Annotated in this window: 17 protein-coding genes; 11 read left to right on the plus strand and 6 right to left on the minus strand. The window is 73.7% G+C overall.

The genetic code is table 11. The annotated features are described in order from the left end of the window. Positions 1 to 223: 223 nt before the first annotated feature. The 8 genes from ACIP82_RS01780 (at position 224) to ACIP82_RS01815 (ending at position 5,859) form a co-directional block, all read left to right on the plus strand. Positions 224 to 301 carry a putative leader peptide gene (locus ACIP82_RS01780; protein WP_107086570.1) on the plus strand — a complete coding sequence of 26 codons (78 nt, stop codon included), beginning with the start codon at positions 224 to 226 and terminating at the stop codon, positions 299 to 301. 185 nt (positions 302 to 486) lie between these two features. Beyond that, the gene (locus tag ACIP82_RS01785; RefSeq protein WP_363608657.1) at positions 487 to 1,035 is read left to right on the plus strand and encodes a cysteine dioxygenase family protein; all 549 of its coding nucleotides are present in this window, start codon (positions 487 to 489) and stop codon (positions 1,033 to 1,035) included. Then, complete coding sequence (locus ACIP82_RS01790; RefSeq protein ID WP_363608659.1) at positions 1,029 to 1,415, plus strand: rhodanese-like domain-containing protein; 387 nt, start codon at positions 1,029 to 1,031, stop codon at positions 1,413 to 1,415. Before ACIP82_RS01785 ends, ACIP82_RS01790 begins: the two co-directional genes overlap by 7 nt. Before the next feature lie 329 nt (positions 1,416 to 1,744). Further along, positions 1,745 to 2,869, plus strand: coding sequence for an ABC transporter ATP-binding protein (locus tag ACIP82_RS01795; RefSeq protein WP_400649756.1), 1,125 nt, complete (start codon positions 1,745 to 1,747; stop codon positions 2,867 to 2,869). Then, entirely contained in the window at positions 2,859 to 3,527 is a 669-nt protein-coding gene (locus ACIP82_RS01800) for an ABC transporter permease (RefSeq protein ID WP_363608663.1), read from the plus strand. Before ACIP82_RS01795 ends, ACIP82_RS01800 begins: the two co-directional genes overlap by 11 nt. Beyond that, entirely contained in the window at positions 3,524 to 4,201 is a 678-nt protein-coding gene (locus tag ACIP82_RS01805; RefSeq protein WP_363608665.1) for an ABC transporter permease, read from the plus strand. The genes ACIP82_RS01800 and ACIP82_RS01805 overlap by 4 nt, the downstream gene beginning before the upstream one ends. Before the next feature lie 34 nt (positions 4,202 to 4,235). After that, on the plus strand, positions 4,236 to 5,174 hold the full coding sequence (locus ACIP82_RS01810; RefSeq protein WP_363608667.1) for an ABC transporter substrate-binding protein: 939 nt from the start codon (positions 4,236 to 4,238) through the stop codon (positions 5,172 to 5,174). A 106-nt stretch (positions 5,175 to 5,280) separates the two neighbouring features. Continuing rightward, positions 5,281 to 5,859 (plus strand): hypothetical protein, encoded by a 579-nt coding sequence (locus ACIP82_RS01815; RefSeq protein ID WP_400649761.1) that lies wholly within the window; start codon positions 5,281 to 5,283, stop codon positions 5,857 to 5,859. Positions 5,860 to 6,121: 262 nt separating this feature from the next. Here the strand turns inward: ACIP82_RS01815 and ACIP82_RS01820 are convergent, their stop codons facing one another. Then, positions 6,122 to 6,331 carry a hypothetical protein gene (locus ACIP82_RS01820; protein WP_400649763.1) on the minus strand — a complete coding sequence of 70 codons (210 nt, stop codon included), beginning with the start codon at positions 6,329 to 6,331 and terminating at the stop codon, positions 6,122 to 6,124. A 751-nt stretch (positions 6,332 to 7,082) separates the two neighbouring features. Here ACIP82_RS01820 and ACIP82_RS01825 point away from each other — a divergent pair. Beyond that, on the plus strand, positions 7,083 to 9,137 hold the full coding sequence (locus ACIP82_RS01825) for a glycosyl hydrolase family 18 protein (protein ID WP_400649765.1): 2,055 nt from the start codon (positions 7,083 to 7,085) through the stop codon (positions 9,135 to 9,137). Between the two features lie 248 nt (positions 9,138 to 9,385). Here the strand turns inward: ACIP82_RS01825 and ACIP82_RS01830 are convergent, their stop codons facing one another. From ACIP82_RS01830 to ACIP82_RS01845, 4 genes are all read right to left on the minus strand, one after another. Further along, entirely contained in the window at positions 9,386 to 10,678 is a 1,293-nt protein-coding gene (locus ACIP82_RS01830) for a multidrug effflux MFS transporter (protein WP_400649768.1), read from the minus strand. A gap of 143 nt (positions 10,679 to 10,821) precedes the next feature. After that, positions 10,822 to 11,292: a hypothetical protein gene (locus ACIP82_RS01835; protein ID WP_400649771.1), complete on the minus strand. Its 471-nt coding sequence runs from the start codon at positions 11,290 to 11,292 to the stop codon at positions 10,822 to 10,824. 292 nt (positions 11,293 to 11,584) lie between these two features. Further along, complete coding sequence (locus ACIP82_RS01840) at positions 11,585 to 12,463, minus strand: alkaline phosphatase family protein (protein ID WP_400649773.1); 879 nt, start codon at positions 12,461 to 12,463, stop codon at positions 11,585 to 11,587. A 226-nt stretch (positions 12,464 to 12,689) separates the two neighbouring features. Further along, a complete protein-coding gene (locus ACIP82_RS01845; RefSeq protein WP_400649776.1) occupies positions 12,690 to 13,868 on the minus strand; it encodes an acyl-CoA dehydrogenase family protein in 1,179 nt (392 codons plus the stop codon). Positions 13,869 to 13,953: 85 nt separating this feature from the next. On the opposite strand from ACIP82_RS01845, the gene ACIP82_RS01850 reads away from it, so the two are divergent. Together ACIP82_RS01850 and ACIP82_RS01855 are read left to right on the plus strand one after the other, a co-directional pair. Beyond that, entirely contained in the window at positions 13,954 to 14,490 is a 537-nt protein-coding gene (locus ACIP82_RS01850) for a GNAT family N-acetyltransferase (RefSeq protein ID WP_363604592.1), read from the plus strand. 61 nt (positions 14,491 to 14,551) lie between these two features. Continuing rightward, positions 14,552 to 14,872, plus strand: a complete 321-nt coding sequence (locus ACIP82_RS01855; RefSeq protein ID WP_363604591.1) for a hypothetical protein — start codon at positions 14,552 to 14,554, stop codon at positions 14,870 to 14,872. Between the two features lie 38 nt (positions 14,873 to 14,910). Here ACIP82_RS01855 and ACIP82_RS01860 read toward each other — a convergent pair whose 3' ends face one another. Further along, positions 14,911 to 15,417, minus strand: coding sequence for an NUDIX hydrolase (locus tag ACIP82_RS01860; protein WP_400649780.1), 507 nt, complete (start codon positions 15,415 to 15,417; stop codon positions 14,911 to 14,913). Between the last annotated feature and the right edge of the window lie 43 nt (positions 15,418 to 15,460).

Genomic DNA, 15,460 nt, shown 5'->3' on the forward strand with positions numbered 1-15,460 from the left:
CCCGCCCCGCCGCGCCGCGGTCGCGCCCCCCCCCCCGCCCCCCCCCCCCCCCCGCCCCCCCGGCGCCCGCCGGCCCCCCCCCCCCCCCCCCCCCCGGGGGGGGCCCCCGCCGGCCCCCCCCCCCCACGGCGGGCGCCCCGGCGCCGCCGCCACCACGGCGCGCCCCGCAGGAGTGACGGACCTCGCTTGACTCGCGCCTGTCCCGTCGGGAAAGATCCGGCACATGGACTCCGGCGCCACTCTGGTCTGCCGCCTGCACGTCGATCTGCGACGCCAGGCGAGTTCCATCTGTGCCTGTTGACCTTGCCTTTCCTCGCCGGTCCCACCCTGTGACGTCTCCCAGGGCCCGCGCCGCGCACCCGCTCCCGTCTTCCTGACGCGCCCCGCCCCACGCATCGTGCCGCCCCGTCGGCAGGTCCGAGCCCCGGCCCGGCCGCGTCCCGCCCTTCACCTCCTTCGCCTTCTCCCTTCCCCGAGGACGCCCACATGAGCCTGGACCTCGCTCCCGACAACCCTGCCGCCACGGCCGCCACCGGTCACCGCACCCGCACCCGCACGGCCACCACCGAGGAGACCCGCGCCCCGCTCTCCCCGAACGCCCTGCGCAAGATCGTCCGGGAGCTGGCCGAACGGCCCGACCAGTGGATCCACCAGGTGCGGCTCTCCACCGACGAGCGCTGGTACCGCCGGCTGGCGGCCGACGACGACCACGAGGTCTGGCTGATCAGCTGGCTGCCCGGCCAGTCCACCGGCTTCCACGACCACGGCGGCTCGCGCGGCGCGTTCACCGTCGCGCTCGGCGAGCTGGAGGAGCTGTCGCTCGGCGGGCCTGACCAGGGTCTGCTGATCCGCCGCATCCCGGCCGGCACCGCCCGCGCCTTCGGCCCCGAGTACGTGCACGATGTGCGCAACACGGCCTCCGGACCGGCCGTCACGCTGCACGCCTACTCGCCGCCGCTGAGTTCCATGGCGCACTACGACCTGCGGGCCGGCGGGCTCGTCCGCACCTCGGAGGAAGGACCGGAGCAGTGGTGACCACGATCGACGACCTGGTGGAGCGCGCCCGTGAGGGCGTCCACCGGCCACGGGCCCGGGAGGCCTACCAGGCTCAGCTGGACGGCGCGCTGCTGGTGGACATCCGGCCCGCGGCGCAGCGGGCGGCCGAGGGGGAGATCCCCGGCACGCTGATCATCGAGCGCAATGTGCTGGAGTGGCGGCTCGATCCGACGGGCAGTCACCGCATCCCGGAGGCGACGGGGTACGACGTGGAGGTGATCGTGGTCTGCTCGGAGGGTTACGCCTCCAGTCTGGCCGCCGCCTCGCTGCGCGAACTGGGGCTGCGCCGGGCGACGGACCTGGACGGCGGTTTCGTCGGCTGGGCCGCCGCCGGGCTGCCGACGCGCCGGGGCGGCTGACCGGCCGTCCGCTCACGGCAGGCCGCAGCGCGGGCCAGGACAGCGGATCAGGGCCGCGGATCAGGCGGCGGATCAGGACGCCGGAAGAGGACACCTGAGCACCCGTCGGGCGGTTAATCACGGACAGGAGATGATCGAGGTCATAGTCTGATCAGAGTTTCCGCCGGTCCAAAGCTGGGCAGCCACGCGGGCGGAAGAACGCCCGGGCGGTTGATACGACGGGACGGCGGTGTCACCCACGCCGCTCCTTCGTTGACAAACCGCCACCGACCGACAGACCGACACGATCGGCGCCGCCATCCAGGGGCACCGAGACGAGGAAACTCCCCGTGATCAGATTCGACGGCGCCGGAAAGCGCCACCCCGACGGCACCATCGCCGTCGGGGGTCTCGACCTGGACGTCCCGACCGGTCGGATAACCGTCCTGGTCGGGCCCTCCGGCTGCGGCAAGACCACCCTGCTGCGCATGGTCAACCGGATGGTCGAGCCGACGTCGGGCCGGGTGCTGCTGGACGGCACGGACGTCGCCGAGCTGGAGCCCGCCAGGCTGCGCCGCGGCATCGGGTACGTGATCCAGCAGGCCGGGCTCTTCCCGCACCGCAAGGTGATCGACAACGTCGCCACCGTCCCCTACCTGCTCGGCTGGGACCGCAAGAAGGCCCGCGCCCGGGCCGCCGAGCTGCTGGAACTGGTCGGGCTCGCGCCCGAGACCGCCAAGCGGTACCCCTTCCAGCTCTCCGGCGGTCAGCAGCAGCGCGTCGGCGTGGCGCGGGCGCTGGCGGCCGACCCGCCGGTACTGCTGATGGACGAGCCGTTCAGCGCCGTCGACCCGGTGGTCCGCGCCGGGTTGCAGGACGAACTGCTGCGCCTCCAGTCCGAGCTGCACAAGACGGTGCTGTTCGTCACCCATGACATCGAGGAGGCCGTCCGGCTGGGCGACCAGGTCGTGGTGCTGCGCGAACAGGGCCGGATCGCCCAGCTCGCCGACCCGCACACCCTGCTGACCTCCCCGGCCGACGACGGCGTGGCCGCCTTCCTCGGCCGCGACCGCGGCCTGCGCGGCCTCGGCCTGCGCCCCGCCACCGGCGTCGCCGTCCGCCCGGTCGCCGACGGGCTGCGCTACGGCGGCTGGGAGCTGGCGCTGGACGACGAGCGCCGCCCGATCGGCTGGATCGACCGGGACGCCGCCACCACCGTCCTGCACCCGGCGGCCGGCTACCGGCCCGAGGCCGACACCCTGCGCACCGCGCTGGACGCCGCCGTCCTCTCCCCCGCCGGGGCCGCCGTCGCGCTGGACGCCGACGGCCGGGCCCGCGGTACGGCGAGCCGCGAGGCCGTCCTCGCCGCCCTCGCCGGGGCGGGCACGCCGGCACCGGAGCCCGCGCCAACGCCTGCGCCGACGCCCGCACCCACGAAGACCCCGGAGGCGGACGGAGCCACCGGTGGACGATGAACCGATCGTCCGCTGGTACTGGATCGGCGACCATCTCGGCTATCTGGGCCACCTGCTGGCCGACCACGCCCTGATCGCCCTGCTCCCGGTGCTCATCGGCCTGCTGCTGGCCGTCCCGCTGGGCCTGGCCTGCACCCGCTATCCCCGGCTCTACCAGCCGCTCGCCGCGGTCTTCAACGTCGTCTACGCGCTGCCCTCGCTGGCCGTCTTCGTGGTGCTCATCCCGTACACCGGGCTGGCCACCCAGGCCACCGTGATGATCCCGCTCACCTTCTACGCGCTCGCCGTGCTGCTGCCGACCACGGTGGACGGGCTGCGCGCCGTCCCGGAGGCCGTCCGCCAGGCGGCGACCGCGATGGGGTACGGGCCGTGGCACCGGCTGGCCGCCGTCGAGCTGCCCGCCGCCGTGCCGTACCTGCTGGCCGGACTGCGGGTCGCGGCGGTGTCCAGCATCTCGCTGGCGAGCGTCGGCGCGCTGGTCGGGCGCGGCGGGCTCGGCTATCTGTTCATCGACGGCTTCCAGCGCACCTTCCCGACCCCGATCGTGGCCGGCATCGTGCTGATCGCCGCGCTCGCGCTGGTCGTGGACCTGCTGCTGGTCGGCACCCGGCGGCTGCTCGCACCGTGGGCCGTCCGGGAGAAGGGGGCGGCCCGGTGAACTGGCTCTCCTGGCTGGGCGACTTCTTCTCCGCCCCGGACCACCGCAGCGGCCCGGACTCGATCGTGCACCGGGTCACCGAGCACCTGCTGCTCTCCGGTGAGGCGCTGCTGTACGCGGCGCTGCTCGCCGTCCCGCTCGGCCTGCTGATCGGCTACACCGGCCGCGGCGCCACCGCCGTGACCTCGCTGGCCGGCGCCGCCCGCGCGCTGCCCACCCTCGGGCTGGTGACGCTGGCGGTGCTGCTCGCCGGCGTCGGCGACACGGCCGTGCTGATCCCGCTGGTCGCGCTCGCCGCGCCGCCGTTGCTGGTGGCCGCCGTCGAGGGGGTCCGCAGCACCGACCCGGACGTCCGGGACGCGGCCCGCGGGGTCGGGCTGACGCACCCGCAGGTACTCTGGCAGGTCTGCCTGCCGTCCGCGCTGCCGACCCTGCTGGCGGGCTTCCGCACCGCGACCGTGCAGGTGATCGCGACCGCCACGGTGGCCGCGTACGTCGGCCTCGGCGGCCTCGGCCGCTACGTCATCGACGGGCTGGCCACCCGGAAGTACGCGGTGACGGTGGGCGGCGCGCTGCTGGTGGTGCTGCTCGCGGTCGGCGCCCAGCTGTTCTTCTCCCTGCTCGCCCGGTACGCGCTCCCGCCCGGGCTGCGCGCCCAGCGCCAGGCCCGCTGAACCTCCCACCCCTCCCGAAAGGACACGTATCACCATGTCGACATCCGCACGCCGCAGAAGCGGTCACCGGGCTCTCGTCCTCGGCGCCCTCGCCGCGCTCGCCCTCGGCGCCACCGCCTGCGGCTCCTCGGGCGGCGACCCGCTGAGCGGCTCCTCGTCGGCGCCCGCCGGCTCGGGCGGCTCCGGCTCGACCGTGGTGGTCGGCTCGGCGAACTTCCCCGAGAACGTGCTGCTCGGCTCGATCTACTCGCAGGCGCTCAAGGCCAAGGGTGTCAAGGTCGAGGAGAAGTTCAACATCGGCAGCCGCGAGGTGCTCTACGGCCAGATCCAGAACGGCAGCCTGACCGTGCTGCCCGAGTACAACGGCTCGCTGCTCGCCTACCTGGACGCCAAGTCGACCGCCGCCACCAAGGACGACGTCAACGCGGCGCTGGCGAAGGCCCTGCCGGCCGCGCTGGGAATCCTGGACTCCTCGCCGGCCGAGGACAAGGACTCGCTCAGCGTCAGCCAGGAGACCGCCGACAAGTACGGCCTGAAGAGCATCGCCGACCTGTCGGCGAAGGCCGGCGAGCTCACCATCGGGGGCCCGCCGGAGTTCAAGTCCCGCCGCGAGCAGGAGCTCAAGGACGTCTACGGGCTGACCTTCAAGGAGTGGAAGCCGACCGGCGACACCACGGCCAACGCGGTGAAGGACGGCTCCGTCCAGGTCGGCAACGTCTTCACCACCGACCCGAAGATCGTCCAGTTGAAGCTCGTGCCGCTGACCGACCCGAAGGACATCTTCGGGGCGCAGAACGTCACTCCGCTGGTCAACAAGGCGGGTGTGGACGCCACGGCGACGGCCGCGCTCAACGCGGTGTCGGCCAAGCTGGACACGGCGGGTCTGACGGCGCTGATGAAGCGGGTCGCCATCGACAAGGAGGACCCGTCGACGGTGGCCAAGGACTGGCTCAAGGCCAACGGCCTCGGCTGAGCCCGGGCGACGGCTCGGGGGCGGCTCGGGGGGAGGTCTCCCGGGTCGCCGCCGGTTCTCCCGGGGGATCTTCCCCTGAGCGCCGCGGACATGACAGTGTGGCGGAATGCGCACTCGTCTTCTCGCCGCCACCCTCACGGCATTCGCCGCGGTGAGCCTAGCCGCCTGCTCCAGCTCCGGCTCCGGCACCACCTCGGCCGGACCACCCTCCGGACCGACCCCCGCCGCGTCGACCACCCCCGACGCATCCGCACCCACGTCCGCACCCGCCGGCGACGCCACCACCCCGCCGCCGCCCGCACCTGCCACCGGCTCGCCCGACACGCCCGCCACGGACGCCGCCTCACCCCCGGCCCCCGGCACGCCCGACGCCCCCGCGGCGTCCAAGCCCGCGCCGCCGGCCGACGCCGGACTGCCCACCAAACCGGACGCGGGCCTCACCACCAGGCTGGTCGCCGCCCTGGACGCGATCGACCCGGCGATCGTCGGCGGAAAGCCCGAGCGGGCCGTCGACCGGGCCCGCAACCAGTGCCAGTCGATGTACCAGTTCCCCAAGGACCGGGCCAAGTTGGTCGAACTGGTCAACCAGCGCTTCACCGCGCCGGACCACCCGCAGGGCTTCGGCGGCGAGAAGGCCGAGAAGATCCTCGACGCGCTGCGCACCACCCTCTGCCCGCCGGCCTGAGCCCGGCCGTCCGCCCACCACCCCGAGCAGCCCGGCGTCCTGAGCGCCGGGCGACCGTGGCCGCGTGCTCCGACCGGGCACGCGGCCACGGCATGGCCTGATCCGACTGCCGTTCGCCAGCGGCCCCGAGGTCCCGCCCGATCCTGGTGATCGGGCGGGACCTCGACGTTTCGGCGCGCCCGATGACGCGCGGTACGTCAGCGGCGGGCGCGGAAGGTACGGCGGACGTCGGCAATCCGGACGTCGGCCGGATCGGCCCCGGTCAGGCCGCCAGGGCCGCCGGCCCGTCGGCGGTGCTCCGGCGGCGGCGCAGAGCGGCCTGCGGAACGACCTGCGCGGTGGCCCGGACGGTGACCCGCGCGGCGGCCCGGGAAGCAGTCAAGTCGGCGGCACAGCAGTCGAGTTCAGCCAGCAGGGCGCGCAGGTTACGGGCGTCGGCGAAGGTCCAGGCGGTGTCGGACAAGGTCGTCACAGAGGTCTCCTCCAAGAGAAAAGGGACAGGCGTGGGCGTTCTCGGGTCAGATGCACGGACGGGCGGCGTACGGCGACGGCCGGGGCGCCGACAGGCGCGCCGACACGTGCGGATGCGGCAGCGAGTGCGGATCGGGATGTGAATGCGGATCGGGCGTGAATACGGATGCGGCCGCCGTTTCCGGCGACGGGTGGCACGGGCCGGCCGCCGTTGGGCGGCGGATGGGGCTCACCTGCTCGGGCGGTGGCCGCCCTTCCTGTGGAGATCGCGCATGTGACCGATCATGTCCGAACGGCGTCGGCCGTCGCAAGCGGATTTACCGCCGGTCACCGGCGGCTTCGGGGGTACGGCAACGGCCCCGCGGCGGCCGATCAGCTCTGTTGACGAACTGTTAGGAGTCTTGACAGACGACTGGTCTAGTCCAACCATAAGCATGTCGATCCGACCGGGATGCACTGTGGGGGTGTGACCACCGGCGGCTGAGGCACTGCCCTGCCTTGTTCCGCTCCGCCCCCGACCCGCACGGCCTACGTGCGTCTTCGCACCGCCGTCGCTCCGCGAGTACGTGGGCTTCAGCACGTCCGCATGTCCACGCGCCCGTCCGCCCGCACACCCGTCCGTCGACAGCTCCACCCCTGCACGCCCGCGCGACTCCCCACCCGCGCGGGCGGCGGTTCCGTACCACAGAGGTTCCGCAGCACCGTTCAATATTTCACCAACGTCCTGCCCCACCAAGTCTGTTGGAGAATCCATGCGTCTACGCAGAACGATCCAGGCCGCCCTGACAGCCTGTGCCACGCTGGCCGCGTCGGCCGGGCTGGTCGCCGTCGGGACGGCCTCCGCCGAGGCCGCCACCCCGCTGCCGACCCGGGTCTTCGCGCCGTACTTCGAGTCCTGGACCGGCCAGAGCCCGGCCACGCTGGCCGCGCAGTCCGGTGCCAAGCACCTGACCATGGCGTTCCTGCAGGCCGCCACCAAGGGCTCGTGCACGCCGTACTGGAACGGCGACACCTCGCTGCCGGTCTCCTCGTCCTCCTTCGGCGCCGACATCGCCACCATCCGCGCCAACGGCGGCGACGTCATCCCGTCCTTCGGCGGCTACACGGCCGACAACACCGGGACCGAGATCGCCGACAGCTGCACCGATGTCAACCAGATCGCGGCGGCCTTCGAGAACGTCATCACCACGTACGACGTCAGCCGGATCGACCTCGACATCGAGGACAACTCGCTGACCAACACGGCCGGTATCGACCGCCGCAACAAGGCGATCAAGCTCGTGCAGGACTGGGCCGCCGCCAACGGCCGCTCGATCCAGTTCTCGTACACGCTGCCGACCACGACCAGCGGCCTGGCCTCCAGCGGCCTGGCGGTGCTGAAGAACGCGGTCAGCAACAACGCCCGGATCGATGTCGTCAACCTGATGACCTTCGACTACTACGACGGCGCCGCCCACGACATGGCCGCCGACACCCAGACCGCCACGACCGGTCTCTACAACCAGCTGGCCAAGCTCTACCCGACCAAGACCCCGGCGCAGCTGTGGGGTTCCATCGGCATCATCGAGATGGTCGGCATCGACGACTACGGCCCGGCCGAGACCTTCACCGTCGCCAACGCGACCACGGTCTACAACTGGGCGGTCTCGAAGGGCATCAACACGCTCTCCTTCTGGGCCCTGCAGCGCGACAACGGTGGCTGCCCGGGCACGGCGGGCAACGACTACTGCTCCGGGATCAACCAGAACACCTGGGACTTCACCCACATCTTCGCGCCGTTCACCAGCGGCACGACGGTGGGCAACGACTTCTCGGTGGCCGTCAACCCGGGTTCGGGCTCGGTGGTGGCCGGTTCGTCCACCAGCGCGACCGTCTCCACCGCGGTGACCACCGGTTCGGCGCAGAGCGTCAACCTCTCCGTCACCGGCGCCCCGGCCGGCGTGACCGCCACCGTCACCCCCGGCAGCGTCACCGCCGGCGGCACCGCCACGCTCTCCGTCGCCACCACCGCGACCGCCACACCGGGCACCTACCCGCTCACCATCACCGGCAACGCCGCCTCCGGCAGCCACACCAGCACGTACACCCTGACCGTGACGGGCACTCAGCCGGGTAACGACTTCTCGGTGGCGGTCAACCCGGGCGCCGGTTCGGTGGCGGCGGGCTCGTCCACCAGCGCGACCGTCTCCACCGCGGTGACCACCGGTTCGGCGCAGAGCGTCAACCTCTCCGTCACCGGCGCCCCGGCCGGCGTGACCGCCACCGTCACCCCCGGCAGCGTCACCGCCGGCGGCACCGCCACGCTCTCCGTCGCCACCACCGCGACCGCCACACCGGGCACCTACCCGCTCACCATCACCGGCAACGCCGCCTCCGGCAGCCACACCAGCACGTACACCCTGACCGTCACCGGGGTCACCCCGCCGACCGGTCTGGTGAACGGCGGCCTGGAGACGGGCAGCCTGGCCCCGTGGACCTGCCAGACCGGTGGCGCCGTGGTCTCCACCCCGGTCCACTCCGGCTCCTACGCGCTGCAGGCCGCGGCCACCGGCGCCCAGACCGGCCAGTGCTCGCAGACCGTCACCCTGTCGCCCAACACGGCCTACACCCTGACCGGCTGGGTCCAGGGCAGCTACGCCTACCTCGGCGTGAGCGGCGGGGCCACCGCGAGCGCCTGGACCAGCTCCTCCGGCTGGACCAAGCTGACCGTCCCGTTCACGACCGGCGCCTCCGGCACCGTGACCGTCTACCTGCACGGCTGGTACGGCCAGGGCAACGTCTTCGGCGACGACTTCTCCATCGCCTGACCCACCCGGGGCCGAGCCACTCGGGCCCGACCACCCGCCGGGGGGGGGGGGGGCCCCCCCGCCCCCCCCCCCCGCCCCGCGCGGGGGGGGGGCCCCCCCCCCCCCCGCCGCGCCCCGCCCCCCCCCCCGCCCCCCCCCCCCCCCCCCCCCCCCCCCCCCCGGCGGCCCCCCCCCCCCCCCGCCCCCCCCCCCGGCGGCACGTGTACGCGGCACGCGTGCCCGACCCCGGTCGGCGCACGGGCCCTCCGTCAGACCGCCCGCGCCGCCTCCGGGCCCGGGGCCGCAGGGCGCCAGGGGCGGCAGAGCGCCAGGTAGGAGGCGGTGGCGAGGAGGGCGCAGACCAGGACGACGACGGCGAGCAGAACCGCGGAGGGGCTGCCGCCGAGGCTGCTGAGCGGGGCGACAAGGGCGCCGCAGAGGAAGGTACCGGTACCGATCAGCGCGGAGGCGGAGCCGGCGGTCTGCGGGGGGACCAGGCTGAGCGCCTGGGCGGCGGAGTTCGGCAGGACCACGCCGAGGCTGCCCATCATGACGAACAGGGCCGGGCAGACGCCGAGCAGTCCGGCGTCCCAGACGGCCGTCACCAGGACCAGCGCCACCCCGGCCGCCACGGCCGTGCCGAGGCCGGCCAGCATCAGCGCGCCCGCGGTGAAGCGGCGGGCCAGGACCCGCCCGTTCAGCTGGGTGACGGCCACGATCGCCAGCGAGTTGAGGCCGAAGAGCAGACTGTAGGTCTGCGGCGAGACGTGGTAGACGTGCTGGAGCACCACCGAGGAGCCGCTGATGTAGCCGAACAGCGTGCCGAAGGCGAAGGTACTGGTCAGGACCAGCCCGAGGAACGGCAGGTCGCGCAGGAGCCCGCCCATGGTGCGCAGCGTGGTGGTGAGCCCGCCGCGGTGCCGGTTCGCGGGCGGCAGGGTCTCCCGCAGGGCCGCGAAGGCGACCAGGCTGAGCAGCAGGCCGAGGGCGGTGAGGGCGCCGAAGGTGCCGCGCCAGGAGGTGACGCGGAGCAGCTGGGCGCCGACGACCGGGGCGAGGATCGGGGCGAGGCCCGATATCAGGCTGATCGAGGCGAGGAAGCGGAGCATCGCGACGCCCTCGAAGCGGTCGCGGGCGACGGCGCGGCCGATGACCAGGCCTGCGGCGCCGGCGGCGCCCTGGACGAAGCGGGCCGCGATCAGGACGGGCAGGGTGGGGGCGAGGACGCAGACCACGCTGGCGAGGGTGTAGACGACGAGGCCGGCGAGCAGGGGCGGGCGGCGGCCGAGGCGGTCGCTGAGCGGTCCGAAGAGCAGCTGTCCGGCGGCGACGCCGAACATCGAGAAGGTGAGGGTGAGCTGGACGGCGGCCGGTTCGGCGGCGAGGTCGTCGGCGATCGCGGGCAGGCCGGGCAGGTAGAGGTCGGTGGTGAGGGGTCCGAGGGCGACCAGGCCGCCGAGGACGGCGATGGTGGTGCGGCCGGGGGCGGCGGCGGATCCGGTGGTGGTGGTCGTGGGGGCGGTCGACGTGTCGCCGGTGGCGCCGGCGGTCGGACCAGGCATGGGGCTCCTCACAGGACGGGGCAGGGTTGGTACTCGCTCCGTCCTATCGCAGCGGCCCGGGGTCCGGATACCCGGGGTCCGCCGCGTGGATCATCATCCGCCCCGGCGCTCGGCGATCCGCCCGGCGCTCAGCGCGCGCCCGTTCAGTGCTTGGCCGGCCGCTCGGCGCGCAGGGCGGCCTGGACGGCGGCGCCGTCCTGCCAGGCGTAGAGCTGGTCGCCCGTCAGGGTGACGTTGTAGTGGCCGCAGGTACCGCTGACCTTCGAGGTGACGCTCTCGGGGAACCAGCCGGCCCTGAGCGAGACCGGCGCCGGGTGGACGCCCTTGCCCGGCAGCGTCGTGGCGCAGCCGGCGGGCAGCCGTCCGTCGGGGAGGGTGGCGCGCAGCAGCCGGTCGTCGCCGGTGGTGGACATCAGGTAGCGGACGGAGGAGGCGTTGTCGGGCAGCCAGTCCGGCATCGAACGGCGGTCGGCCTTGGCCTCGGAGCCGGTGGAGTACGAGGCCTGCTCCTGGTGGCGGTCGTCGTACCAGTCGGCCACGCGCGGGCCGACCGCGACGACGGCGACGGCGACGGCCATGCCGGTGCCCGCGACTCCCAGTGCGACCTTGCTCACGATGCCGTTCATGCCCGCCCTGCCCTCTTCCTGTGTCGGATCCCGCCGCGCCGGTCCCGTCCGCCCCGGGCTTCCGTGGCCCGGTGTTCCGGTGTACATCCATCGTGACCGGTGTGTGCTGCCGGAACGTCACCACGAGGTCGTGACCATGTCTCCATCCCACGGGGTACGGTCTCCACCTTCAGGGGTATACCCGGCCACCTGATGTCAGGGTCGCGCGCCCTGTAGAGCCTGGCTCAAGTCCGGCCGGGGCGCAGCCCGGCCGGTCCACCCGGGCGGCCCTGCCGGATCGTCAGAAAGCGGCTGGGACGGGCCGGGCGAGCGGGAAGGGGCGGCCGTCCAGGGTCCAGTGCGGGTCGATGGGGCGGCCGAGCGAGGCGTACACCTGGGCGGCGACGTCCGGGTGACGGATCTCCCCGGTGGGCGGCGCGACGGGGATGCCGGGGCCCGCGCAGGCCACCCAGGCGGTGCGCTCCTCGGTGGTGCGGCCGCCGTGGCCGCCCGCGTCGACGTGGCCGTGGTCGGTGACGACGATGACCGTCCACTCCTCGTCGGGGTAGCCGGCCCGGCCGCGGACGGCGTCCAGGAGCCGGCCGAGGCGCTGGTCGGCGGCGCGCATGGAGGCGCGGTACTCCTCGCCACAGCCGAGGAAGTGGGCGGTCTCGTCGACCGCGCCGAGGTAGACGAAGGACGCCTCCGGGTCGGCGGTGCCGAGGACGTGCACGGCCTCCCGGGTGACCTCCTCGTCGACGGTCTCCCAGGCCTCGGGGGTGTCCTCGGCCGGGGCGACGTAGGAGAGGCGGCCGGGGGCCCGGAACAGCGGGCCGCCGGACTCGCCGATGACCAGCGGGTCCCAGCCGGCCGCGACGAAGGTGCGGCGGCGGTCCTGGCGGGCGAGGCGGGTGGCGAAGTCGGGGAAGACGTCGAGCCGGTGGCCGGCCAGGTGATTGCCCCAGACGCCGTGCTTGGCGGGCTCGACGCCGGTGACGATGGTGGCCCAGCAGGGGCCGGACATGGTGGGGGTGGACTCCGCCACGGTGACCGGCGCCAGGAACCCGGCCTCGGCGACCTCCGCGAGCCTCGGCATCGGGACCTGCTCCAGCAGGTCGTACCGGACACCGTCGATTCCGACGACGAGCACCCTGGGCCGGGACGGCGCGGCTGTGGACATGGTGGGGGGTTCCTTTCGGTGGTGCGCATCCGGCCGCACCCCGCGGGCGCCGCCGACCGCGTCATGGTCCACGGCGTCGCGTACCGGCAGGTGGAGCGGAGGGGAACGAGGGGTGTCCGGGCGGCGTCGGACGTCCCGAGGGGCCGGCACCGGCCTGGCCCGCACCGACCGGGGCGGGCGCCGGTGCGGCGGGCCGGCGCGGGCCCTCCGGGGCGACGAGGGGGCGTCAGCGGTAGGCGGCCTCGCCGGTGATGGCCTCGCCGAGGACGAGGGTGTGGATCTCGCTCGTCCCCTCGTAGGTGAGCACCGACTCCAGGTTGTTGGCGTGCCGCAGCACGGGGTACGCGGTGGTGATGCCGTTGGCGCCGAGGATCGTCCGGGCGCTGCGGGCGATCTCCAGCGCGGCGCGCACGTTGTTGAGCTTGCCGAAGCTGATGTGCGCCGGGCGGGCCGCGCCCTCGTCCTTGAGCCGGCCGATCCGCAGGGCGACCAGGTAGGCCTTCTCCACCTCCAGCATCATCTCGACCAGCTTCTGCTGGGTGAGCTGGAAGCCGGCGATCGGGCGGTCGAACTGGACCCGGCTCCTGGCGTAGTCGAGCGCGGCGGTGTAGCAGTCGCGGGCGGCGCCGACGGTGCCCCAGAGGATGCCGTAGCGGGCCTCGCCCAGGGAGGACAGCGGTCCGCGCAGGCCGCTGACGCCCGGCAGCACGGCGTCGGCGGGCAGGACGACCTCGTCGAAGACGAGTTCGCTGGTCACGGAGGCGCGCAGGGAGAGCTTGCCGGGCACGTCGCGGGTGGTGAAGCCGGGGGTGCCGGGCTCTACCAGGAAGCCGCGGACGCCCTCGTCGGTCTGCGCCCAGACGACGGCGACGTCCGCGATCCCGCCGTTGGTGATCCACATCTTGCCGCCGGAGAGCACCCAGTCGCCGCCCTTGCGGCGGGCCCGGGTGCGCATGGCGGCGGGGTCCGAGCCGACGTCCGGTTCGGTGAGGCCGAAGCAGCCGATCAGCCGGCCGGCGGCCATGCCGGGCAGCCAGCGCTGCTTCTGCTCCTCCGAGCCGAAGGCGTGGATCGAACGCATCGCCAGCGAGCCCTGGACGGAGACGAAGCTGCGCAGCCCGGAGTCGGCGGCCTCCAGCTCCATGCAGGCGACCCCGTAGGCGACGGCGCCGGAGCCGGTGCAGCCGTAGCCGTCCAGGTGCATGCCGAGCACCCCGAGGGCGCCCAGTTCGGGGGCGAGTTCGCGGGCCGGGAAGACGCCGCGCTCGAACCAGTCGCCGATGTGCGGGCGGATCCGCTCGTCGGCGAACTTCCGTACGGTGTCGCGGATCAGCCGCTCCTCGTCGGTGAGCAGGTCGCCGACGGCGAGCAGGTCGGCCGGGTCGATCCGGGTCGGCTTCGTCATTGAAGCTCCTTGTAGTCTCGGCGGGGTACCGGCGAGTATTCCGCACGCCGCAGGGTTCGGGCGGGCGGGGAGCGAAGGAGTGACCATGTACACGATCAGCAGGGTGACGGCGGACGAGCTGCTGGACTCGGCCGTGCCGCTCGCCGGGCTGCTGGTGGACACCGTCGGGGCCGGTGCCTCGCTCGGCTTCCTCTCCCCGCTCGACCCCGCCGAGGCGGCCGCGTGGTGGCGGGCCCTGGCGCCGGACGTCGAGGCCGGGCGGCTGCTGCTGTGGACGGCCCGGAGGGACGCCGACGGCCTGATCGCCGGCACCGTGCAGCTGCGCCCGGCGGCCTCCGCCAACGGCCGGCACCGGGCGGAGGTCTCCAAGCTGATGGTGGACCAAGCGGACCGCGGCAAGCGCCTGGCCGGATACCTGCTGGCCGCCCTGGAGTTCGCCGCCGCCGACCTCGGCATCCGGCTGCTGGTGCTGGACACCCAGACCGGGAGCCCGGCCGAGCGGATGTACGAGGCCGCGGGCTGGACGCGGGTCGGCATCGTGCCCGACTACGCCACCGACCCGGCGGGCGTAGCGCACCCGACCACCATCTTCTTCAAGTCGCTGACCCCTGCGGCACCGTAGCCCGCGCCGCGGTCCACGTCGGTACGATGATCCTTTTCGGGAGCCGGGCAAGGGGTGGGACATGGCGCGCTGGGCACTGGTCGTCCAGGAGACCGAGGGCCTCGGCAACGACCGGATCTGGGGCCCCAAGGTGCTCGCCGAGGTCGAGGGCACCCGCGCGGAGGCGCTCGCCGAGCTGAAGCGGCTCGTCCCGGCGTACACCCCGCAGCACCCGTTCAACAGCCGCCGGCGCACCCTGCTCCGCGACGGCGACACCTATCTGCTGATCTGTCAGGGCAGCATGCGCGACTACCACTGCGAGTTCACGGTGTGGGAGCTGCTCTGGGACAGCGAGCGGCCCGAGATCCAGCGGGAGCGCCTGACCGACGGCACCACCGGCTGAACACGACGGGCCCCCGACCGAGCCCGGGGCTCAGACCATCAGTGATGCCAGGGCAGCCGAACCGGCTCAGCAGGAATACGCCCGGCGACGAGCTCAGCGGCCAGCTCGACGAGACCGAGGGGGTAGATGGTGTCGCTGCCGGCAGCGAGCTCATTCAGTGTCCACCAGCGGTACCCCGCATGGTGTTTGCGCTCATGCGCTTCCTGCCCACCGACATCGACCTGGTGGGCCGTGACCCGACAGTGAAAGAAGTCGTCCTGGAAAACGCCCTCGGCCCACCCGAGGTCCGCATACCCGGACGTCTCCGCGACCTTTGGCCCGAGAGCCTCCGCGTCGACGGACAGCCCCGTCTCCTCACGCAGTTCCCGGGCCGCCGCCTCGGCCAGGCTCTCGTCGCCCTCCACGCCCCCGCCAGGGGTGCACCAGCCGTGGCCACCCTCGGGGTCGTCCGGATCGACATGGAACTTCAGCAGTAGCACCCGGTCCGCCTCGTCGACCAGCACCACACGGGCAGAGCGACGGCGATAGCCTTCTCGATCAGACACTCCGGCAGGGTAGCCGGGAAGACGCGAGTGCGCCGCCTTCGAG

The sequence above is a fragment of the Kitasatospora sp. NPDC088548 genome (assembly GCF_044753005.1).
In the GTDB taxonomy this organism is placed as follows: Bacteria; Actinomycetota; Actinomycetes; order Streptomycetales; family Streptomycetaceae; genus Kitasatospora.

What these genes read in the sequence shown, in the direction of transcription:
- ACIP82_RS01815 (WP_400649761.1), top strand. Translation starts at nt 5,281, where the DNA reads ATGCGCACTCGTCTTCTCGCCGCCACCCTCACGGCATTCGCCGCGGTG.
- ACIP82_RS01780 (WP_107086570.1), top strand. Translation starts at nt 224, where the DNA reads ATGGACTCCGGCGCCACTCTGGTCTGCCGCCTGCACGTCGATCTGCGA.
- ACIP82_RS01855 (WP_363604591.1), top strand. Translation starts at nt 14,552, where the DNA reads ATGGCGCGCTGGGCACTGGTCGTCCAGGAGACCGAGGGCCTCGGCAAC.
- ACIP82_RS01850 (WP_363604592.1), top strand. Translation starts at nt 13,954, where the DNA reads ATGTACACGATCAGCAGGGTGACGGCGGACGAGCTGCTGGACTCGGCC.
- ACIP82_RS01785 (WP_363608657.1), top strand. Translation starts at nt 487, where the DNA reads ATGAGCCTGGACCTCGCTCCCGACAACCCTGCCGCCACGGCCGCCACC.
- ACIP82_RS01840 (WP_400649773.1), bottom strand. Translation starts at nt 12,463, where the DNA reads ATGTCCACAGCCGCGCCGTCCCGGCCCAGGGTGCTCGTCGTCGGAATC.
- ACIP82_RS01830 (WP_400649768.1), bottom strand. Translation starts at nt 10,678, where the DNA reads ATGCCTGGTCCGACCGCCGGCGCCACCGGCGACACGTCGACCGCCCCC.
- ACIP82_RS01810 (WP_363608667.1), top strand. Translation starts at nt 4,236, where the DNA reads ATGTCGACATCCGCACGCCGCAGAAGCGGTCACCGGGCTCTCGTCCTC.
- ACIP82_RS01825 (WP_400649765.1), top strand. Translation starts at nt 7,083, where the DNA reads ATGCGTCTACGCAGAACGATCCAGGCCGCCCTGACAGCCTGTGCCACG.
- ACIP82_RS01845 (WP_400649776.1), bottom strand. Translation starts at nt 13,868, where the DNA reads ATGACGAAGCCGACCCGGATCGACCCGGCCGACCTGCTCGCCGTCGGC.